8 protein-coding genes and 2 pseudogenes are annotated in these 7,981 nt (G+C 66.5%); 6 read left to right on the top strand and 4 right to left on the bottom strand.

The window, feature by feature from the left end; genetic code table 11:
- Positions 1–166 precede the first annotated feature (166 nt).
- From ACFWP7_RS42100 to ACFWP7_RS42115, 4 genes and pseudogenes are all read left to right on the top strand, one after another.
- Positions 167–580, top strand: coding sequence for a hypothetical protein (locus tag ACFWP7_RS42100; RefSeq protein ID WP_384393798.1), 414 nt, complete (start codon positions 167–169; stop codon positions 578–580).
- Between the two features lie 34 nt (positions 581–614).
- Positions 615–879: pseudogene (locus ACFWP7_RS42105) on the top strand (transposase family protein); the annotation flags it as partial.
- A 481-nt stretch (positions 880–1,360) separates the two neighbouring features.
- A complete protein-coding gene (locus tag ACFWP7_RS42110; protein ID WP_384393801.1) occupies positions 1,361–1,660 on the top strand; it encodes a VOC family protein in 300 nt (99 codons plus the stop codon).
- Positions 1,581–1,805: a VOC family protein gene (locus ACFWP7_RS42115; protein WP_384393803.1), complete on the top strand. Its 225-nt coding sequence runs from the start codon at positions 1,581–1,583 to the stop codon at positions 1,803–1,805. Before ACFWP7_RS42110 ends, ACFWP7_RS42115 begins: the two co-directional genes overlap by 80 nt.
- Positions 1,806–2,223: 418 nt before the next feature.
- Here the strand turns inward: ACFWP7_RS42115 and ACFWP7_RS42120 are convergent, their stop codons facing one another.
- The 4 genes and pseudogenes from ACFWP7_RS42120 to ACFWP7_RS42135 all read right to left on the bottom strand — a co-directional run bounded on the left by ACFWP7_RS42120 (position 2,224) and on the right by ACFWP7_RS42135 (position 5,046).
- Positions 2,224–2,796, bottom strand: a complete 573-nt coding sequence (locus ACFWP7_RS42120) for a YceI family protein (RefSeq protein ID WP_384393808.1) — start codon at positions 2,794–2,796, stop codon at positions 2,224–2,226.
- 42 nt (positions 2,797–2,838) lie between these two features.
- A complete protein-coding gene (locus ACFWP7_RS42125; protein WP_384393811.1) occupies positions 2,839–3,321 on the bottom strand; it encodes a hypothetical protein in 483 nt (160 codons plus the stop codon).
- A 280-nt stretch (positions 3,322–3,601) separates the two neighbouring features.
- Positions 3,602–3,841 (bottom strand): annotated as a pseudogene (locus ACFWP7_RS42130) (class I SAM-dependent methyltransferase); the annotation flags it as partial.
- A 398-nt stretch (positions 3,842–4,239) separates the two neighbouring features.
- Positions 4,240–5,046, bottom strand: coding sequence for an SDR family NAD(P)-dependent oxidoreductase (locus ACFWP7_RS42135; RefSeq protein WP_384393813.1), 807 nt, complete (start codon positions 5,044–5,046; stop codon positions 4,240–4,242).
- Positions 5,047–6,019: 973 nt separating this feature from the next.
- On the opposite strand from ACFWP7_RS42135, the gene ACFWP7_RS42140 reads away from it, so the two are divergent.
- Positions 6,020–6,172: a hypothetical protein gene (locus ACFWP7_RS42140; RefSeq protein WP_384393815.1), complete on the top strand. Its 153-nt coding sequence runs from the start codon at positions 6,020–6,022 to the stop codon at positions 6,170–6,172.
- A gap of 742 nt (positions 6,173–6,914) precedes the next feature.
- Complete coding sequence (locus tag ACFWP7_RS42145; RefSeq protein ID WP_384393817.1) at positions 6,915–7,931, top strand: hypothetical protein; 1,017 nt, start codon at positions 6,915–6,917, stop codon at positions 7,929–7,931.
- The last annotated feature ends 50 nt before the right edge of the window (positions 7,932–7,981 follow it).

A 7,981-nucleotide genomic window follows, 5' to 3' on the forward strand; every position in this document is an offset into this window, starting at 1 on the left:
GGGCCCCACCGAAGTCCTCGACGTCTCACCGCCAACCATGCACGAGCTCGTAAGGCCTGTCCCGTAAGTGATGGGCGAGGCATGTCGGACATGACCGCTCCCGTCCGCTGGCAACACAGGTGCGGTGGCAAGATGACGGCTTCGACCATCCTGAGAGGCCACCCTCGTGTCCACGCCCGCCGACTACCTCGCACTGGCGCATACCGAGAAGGACAGTTCCGTCCTGCAGCGTCTCGCGCAATGTCCGTACCCCTTCGTCTGGCATGCCCTGGCCACCAATCCCCACACCCCGCCCGCAGCTCTCCTGGAACTGAGCGCAGCCCGCGACAGCGCCTGGAACGACAACAAGCTTCTTCGCCTGCTGGCAGACCATCCCACTGCGAACCCCATCGTCCTTCGAGCTGTCCTGGATGCCGTGGCAGCGAAGCTCGAGGAGGGCGAACGGCCGTACGCCGCTGTGCTTGCCCTCGCGGACCGTCTGGAACTTGAAGTGGAGGAGGTGAGGAGGCTCGGGACTCTTCGCGGGACCTCTGGTCGCATACGTCGCCTGCTCGCCCTGCGGCTGAGCTTCCGCATCTGAGCCATCTCGCCGGTCGCGGTGCGATGATCTTGGTGTGGCTGGTGTGATCACGGCGTCGGAGCCGTCCTGGATAACCCCGTTCACCGGGCTGAACCCACGCTCCTTCGGGAAGTTGGTGACGGGACTGCGCCGCGAGGGCGCGGACGCGGCACGACGGGGCCGGCCGTGGGGTCTGCCGTTGGAGGATCGAGTACTGCTGGTCGCGGCATACTGGCGGACAAACTTGACGAGGCGCCAGCTGGGCTTACTGTTCGGCGTCTCGAAAGTCGGCCGCGGACCGGATCGTCGTCCAGGTCGGCCTCTTGTAGATGCTGCCGTGATCGGTGGTCACCGTCTCGGGGGCGAAGAACGGCCGCCCGGCCACTGGGTGCCCAGCCCCCAACGAGGTCCGCGACCTCACTGTTGAGCCCCTGGCCGCGCGCTTCCCTCCAATCCGCGAGGCGGTGCTGCTTCCGCCTCCGCAGCGGGACTGGCTGCTCCCCACCACCCGCCGCTACTGCCCGCACCGCGTCCACGGCTACAGCACACCGCAACTACGCTGTACCGAACCGAGATCACCGGAAATCAGCCCATTGACCCCGGTGAGCGCTATCGTGCCCTTCCGCGCTCAACTGGCCGGGTAAATCGCTCAGTCACCGGAGCTGAGCTGAAGCGCGATGGTTGTCACATGGACAGGCTTGTTGTCACTTCGCGTTGATGCGTGGCTCTGCAGGGTCGCGGCCTTTGCCTCGCAACTGGCAGGATGGTCGGTTGAGTTGTGCGGCTGAGAGAGGAATCCCGATGTCCGTTCGCTACCAGCTGGTGATCGACTGCGCCGATCCCGGCCGGCAGGCCAACTTCTGGGCCGCCGCACTGGGCTATGAAGTCGCGCCGCCCCCATCTGGTTTCGCCGCATGGGACGACTACTACCGTGACCTGGGGCTACCGGAAGAAGCGTTGACCGGGGGCCCCGGACCGGATCAGCGACCCGCAGGGCGGTGGACCGGCCATCTGGTTCCATGTGGTATCGGACGCGAAGGCTGTGAAGAACCGGCTGCACATCGACATCCACGCCAGCGGCGACCGGACAGACCCGATTGAGACGCGGAAAAAGCGAGTGGACGCCGAAGCCGACCGCCTCGTGGGCTTGGGCGCCACCAACACCGTTGTCATGTACGAAAAACGAATCGACCACTACGCGGTCGGAATGAAGGACCCCGAAGGGAACGAGTTCGACATCAACTGACCAGAGCTCGGTGACAACCAACGTGCTTCGCCATCCCACAACGGCCAGGTCACCAGGTCCCGCAGGTGCCAACTGAGCCACGGCTCAGGAGCTCGGCGCCCGCGAGCTCGGCCGCCTCATCGCCTGCAGCACCCATTCTGTGAGTGAGCGCCTACTTGGCTACTGAGTGTGCTGCTTGGCCGTGATGCTCAGGTGACGTCGAGCGATGGTTGGCGGATTTGATCCGTAGTTGGCAAGCCTGGTGCTGGGAGCCGCGGCTTACGGTCAGGTTGGGGAACCGCTCCGATGCGCGGGCTGGACGAATTGCTGGTCCCGTACGAGTTGGGCGATGGGCTGGGACGCAGGCTGTCGCTGGGCGGTCCATGGCCGGGCTGGCAGTCGGTGGCCGTCGGCCTCAAAAACCACCGGGGAGCCGTGCTCAGGCAGCCCTTTCGCCGGCCTCGAGGACGGCCTCGATGTCGACCACGACATCGACCATGGCGCTGACGACGACTCCGCCCCGGTCGACCACGTCGTTCCAGCTCACCCCGAAGTCATGGCGATTGATGCGGGTGGTGGCCGTGAAGCCGGCGCGTCTCCTGGGGCCGAGGTTTCGGCCGTCCTCCCACCAGGGGGTGTCCCACTGTCCCAAGTAGGTGACGTCGAAGGTTGCGGGATGCGTGACGCCCCGTACGGTGAGTTCTCCGGTGACCTCGAATTCGGTTGCGCTGACCTGATGAACGCGTGACCCGATGAATGTCCACGTCGGGTGGTGCTCGACGTCGAAGAAATCGGCACTGCGCAGATGGGCGTCACGCTTGGGCTGACCGGTGTACACCTGGGTCGCATCGATGGTCGCCTCGACGCGGGCCCTCTCCGGGTCTTCGGGGTCGACCTGCAGTCGGCCGTGCACGTTCTTGAGCTGTCCGCGGACGTAGGTGACCATCATGTGCGTGGTGCGGAACTCCGCGCCGGTATGGCCGGGCTCGAAGAACCATTTAGTCGTGGCCATATCGACTCCCCTGGCACCATTGCCCCTGGGGCGGTGAGTTGATCAGAGTCGCAGCATTCGGCGCCAAGGGCCGAGGGCAGTGGCGGCGGGTCCCCGGTGTTCGCTCATGCCCTCGGCGATGAGGGAGATGCCGACGCCCAGCATCCAGACGTCCTTGGCCAGTGGGGTCCCCTGTTCAGTGGGGCGCAGACTGCGTTCCTGACGCACGCCCGGCGTACGCAGGTAGAGCCCGAGAGTGCCGCAGGAGAATGCGGTGAGCGCAGCCCCGGCGACAGCGGCAGGGATAACCGGCAGGAGCAACGCGGTGGCAACGGCGATCTCCCCGGTGGACAGCAGCCGGACGAACTTCTGGGCGTCGAGCTTGCCCAGGAATGGGTAGGTGGTGGTGGCGAACTGATGGAGCCGCTCAGCGGTGGCCTGGTCCGCCTCGCGTTTCGACAGTCCGGAGTGGAGGAAGAACGCGCCGACGGTGAGCCTGAGTGGCAGTTGCCGCGCTGCGGAACGCCATGCCGAACCCGATGCCACGCCGAGCCTCCCAACTGTCGCCCCCGCCTACCACCATGCCACCCGTCAGAACCATGTCAAACGGGGAGTAGTCGCGGCTGGTGGCGCCTATCCGGGCGGGTGGCAGCACCGCAATCGCGCCTATTACACCTCCCAGGCTGCTCTTGCCGAGCACCCGCTTACCTCCGATGCCCCCCGTCCGGTGGCGGAGTAGGAACTCCTATCGCGATGACTTCAGGCGTCGCCAGCAGATGAGTGCGCATCCGAGGGAGAGGAACGGTTCGTGGATGTCGTCGCGTAACCGGACTCCGGATGCGCAGGCCTGGTGCAACAGGTCGTCGAGGAACTTCGCCCTGATGACGACGGAGAACGACACGGTCGGCCGGCGGCGCGCGGCCTCGTCATCGGACAGAGGCGGCGAGGAGGGCCACAAGCCGCCGGCGGCGGCGAAGGCCTGTGCCAGTGGGTCGCGGAGAAGTACGTTCTCCCGCTCGGTCTCCAGCGCCCGCACCCTGGCCACCCCCAGCGCGGTGGCCCGCATTCCCGACGGCAGCACCCGCTCCCGCTCATCAGTCACCGCGCCAGCCTCGATGATCGATTCCCAGGGCCTGATGAGTGGAGCTAGCTTCATGCGCGGCCAGCCAGTCATGCGCGCACTGACCGCCTACGACGACTAAAACCACCAGTGGGCGAAGATCAACAGTCACCCCGTGGACGCCGCCACCTCCACGCGCGTGCGTAGCGCCTCGTGGCGCACTCCTTTGACAGCGAAAGGAGTCGCCTGGCTCGACCAGGGAGTTCGGGCCGCCCAGCACTCCGTAGTGCCTGAGCGACGACCTCGGAGGCGTCGCCACCGCACCGCCCTGAGCTGCCCGAGGTTTGTAGCGGTCGTTCTTGTGTGTTTCAGGCTGCGTTCGGGGTGGTCAACGTTGTCCCGGCTCAGCCGGCTTTCGCCTGAGCGGATATGCCTCCGTCGACCGGCATCGCCACCCCTGTGACGAAGGACGCGCGGGGGCTGCAGAGCCAGGCTGCGGCTTCCGCGATCTCCCGAGGTGCCGCCATGCGCTTTTGGATCTGAGGGGCGATGAACGCCTGCTCCAGGTGCGGGAACTGACGCACGGCCCCATCGATCATCTCGCTGCGGGTGGTGCCGACCACGAGTGCGTTCACGCGGATGCCCTTGTCCCCGTACTCCGCCGCAGACGCACGGGTGATGCCGAGTACGGCGTGTTTGGCGGCGACGTAGGGAACGGACGCGCCCGTTGCGTAACGACCTGCCGTACTGCTGGTGTTGACGATGGACCCGCCCTTGCCCGAGGCCAGCATCACGGGCAACTGGTGCTTCAGGCAGTTCCAGACACCACGGACGTTGACGTCCATCGTGCGGTCGTAGACCTCGTCGTCGGTCTCGTGGAGCGAAACCTCAACGGTGGCGTAACCGGCATTGTTGAAGGCGCAGTCGAGGCTCCCGAACCGGTCCACGGTTGCCTCGACCACCCGGCGGACATCACCGGACTGAGTGACGTCGCCCGGGACGGCCAGTGCGTGGCCGCCCGCGCCGGTGATCTCCTCGGCGAGGGCTCGCAGCCGGTCCCCACGGCGCGCCATCAGGACGACCGCGGCGCCCTCCTGCGCGAACAGCCGTGCAGCGGCCTCACCGATACCGCTGGACGCCCCCGTGATCATCGCCACCTGCCCTGCCAACAGGCCCTCGTGGCGCCCCTGTGTGATCTTCTGTTCGGTCATCCGCGGAGCATACGCGGTGAGGTCCTGGCAGGTCTGGAGATTGCCCGGGGCTCGAAGGCCCCTCCGCCTGCTGACGCAAAGGAGGGGGCCCAACGTTCTGGGCCGGGAGACCGCCCAGCGCATCGCCCGCCACCTCCTCACCTACGTCAACGGGCCGGACGGACAGGCCCGGTTCGCCGAGCTGTGAGCGTGGGACGTGCAGAGTCGAGCCCGGCACTGTGGGATGCCAGCGTCTGGTCCTCGGTCACCCGGCGGTGATCTGACTGAGAAGGCACGCTCCTACCGGTTGCGGGCCACCATATGTGCCTTCTCCACACGGGTCCGTGCCCGACGAACCCGCCCTACCCGGCACTGCACCAACAGGGCCTCCGCTGCCGGTCCTCGACCAGCTCGACCGGAAAGAACCCCGTCGACAGACATTTCGTCAGGCGTACCTCATCCGCCTCGGTCGACGGCCGGAGTCTCAGAGCCTCGCGATCTGCTTGCGGTGCCGCTTCGCACCCGCCAGGTCGGACAGGTCGTTCTTCGCGTGCTCGGCCGCCGGCACCTTGACCAGACCGGCGGCGTACTCAACAGCAGGCTGAGGAAACTCGTCGATGAATTCTGGGAACCGGGCCTGGATCTAGAAGAACTTGAGGATCAGGCAGAAGCCGAGCCTGGTCGGGCCCAACGTGGCCAACAGGCCCCAGCGTCCAGCACGCCGCCACGTCTTCCGGCGACCGTCCTTGTCGCGCACCAGCCCCTTGCCGTCGTCGAGCCGTCGGTTTATCCGATCAGCCCAGTGAGGCGCCTCAACGGCAGGAAATGGCTGACTGAAGCCCCCAAGGCGAAGCCGGAAGGAGTGCGGCGATGCTGTGCCCCGCACCGTCCCGGACGAGCTCGCGGTCGCGGTCGCGTCTACGACCCTCATCCAGCCTGTCCACCACCAGAACCAGCCGCTCGCCGCGCACCGCGCCGCCGCTCGGTCCAGCACGTGCAGGAACTGTTCCTCGCGTGTGTGCACCGAAACAGGCGGCTCGTCCTCCTCAAGCAGGTCGTACAGCTGACGCTGTACGACCTCGCAGAACGCGGTGCGGGTGTTCTGGCCGGCCAGGCAGGCGGTGATGAGGAAACGCCACCAGGGTGACGCCAGGCGGCGGATGCAGAACGAACTCGGCTAGCAGCGCGCTCTTGCCGCCCAGGCGGGCTCTGACCAACGCCACCACATCGCGGCCGGCCGGCCCCGGGGGAGTCAGGCGAGGTGCAGAAAGCGGCCATAGCGGCTAACTCCTGCTCCCGGCCGCGGAAGTCCCTCGCGGTCAGTCGCTTGACCTGGTGCAGGTATCCGGAAACTGTGGCAGGCCGTGTGGCGAACACCGTCACATCGCCCTTGATCACTCTGGTGTTGGCGAACGCCACGCGGCCGTCCGCCTGCGCTTCGCCTGAGCGTCTGACTGACGCGCTGTCCTCTCCGCCCACGCCGCCCCCGTCAGATCGCTGCGCACACTCATGGGGGTCGCGCACCTGGGGCGCTTCGCCAGCCGCTGCCGGACCCACTTCGGCGAAACCACCTGAGAGCTGACGCGGTCCGCCTGACCGCAGCCAGCTCGTTTCATGCAGCACGGGCGATCCCGCCGGGCGGTCCGCACCCGCTTGACGCAGACGCACCACGGGCCGCTCCCGCCCGGCATTCACCGCGGCGACTGGGCTGATCACGACGCCGCATCGACACCACCCCGAACCAGAAACCCCAGCAGCTGATACGTAGTCGGGATTGCCGAGGTGCACGGTGCTGCGGTACCCAGTACACGGATGCCATCTTGTTCGTGTGCAGTCAAGTGCCGTAGCTTCACATGGTGTTGGCGCCTATCTCGCGGGGGGAATGACCGATGGGACGCACACTTCGGGGACACGGTGGTGCGGTACGGGTGGCCGTACTCGCCATTGCGACGGCGGCGTTCCTGGTCGGCGGGCTACTCACGCCCGCGGTGGCGGCACCCTCCGATGCCGCGCGGGCCGAACTGCGCGGGATGATCGAGAACGTGACCAGTGCCAACGCCCGCCGTTACGGGGCGACCGACAGCGCCGGGCACAGCATGGACACGGCGAAGGTCATCCAGGATTCCTCCGGCAGTTACCTCGCGGTGTACCACACGATGCTCAGCGACAACCGATTCCATGCCTTTGTCGCGACTTCCACCGACCTGATGAACTGGACGGTCGCCCACGACCTGGGCACCGGTGCCTCGCAGCCGACCATCACCCAGATATCCACGGGTGGTTATGTGATGGCGTGGGAGCAGGATCCCAACAACCACATAGCCGTCCGCTACTACCCCGACCGCGCCCATCTGCTCAGCGGCAGCGCCACGAAGAGCTACGACGCCCCCCGCACACTGTCGTCCTGCGCCGAGGGAACGCCGAACATCTATTCCGTGACGCTCAAGCCGGACATCGACCACTCGGTCATCGACATCGGCGGCCACTACTACGCGAACTGCGACGTCGACCGGCAACAGCGCGCCACCTTGACCAACTTCTCCTCCTGGTCGGCCTCGGCCCAGTCGAATTTCGACAACGCGCTGCTCTACTGGGGCGTCAAGGGAAATATCGGGGACCGGGATGCGCTCATCTTCCGTGGCTACCAACTGGGTGTGATCGAGGGCCAGTACGCGAAGAACGACTTCAGGTCCTGGCGTACCTTCGTCTACGACTACGCCACCGGTAACGCCGATCAGATCACCATCCACACCAACGGTGGCAGCACCGCCTACGCCAACCCCAGCATCACGACGCTGAAAGCGCCGAACGGCAGGACCGCGGTGCTGGTCAGCCTCTTCCTCCCCAGCGAGGGCGCCGCCGCGGGCGAGGCGGGCCAACTGCTGTACTACCGCGAGTACAGCTAGTAGGACTCCGTTAGGTCTTTCTGTCGGTGGTGTTCAGCGGCATGGTGGGT

This window comes from Streptomyces sp. NPDC058470 (assembly GCF_042721055.1).
Taxonomy (GTDB): Bacteria; Actinomycetota; Actinomycetes; order Streptomycetales; family Streptomycetaceae; genus Streptomyces.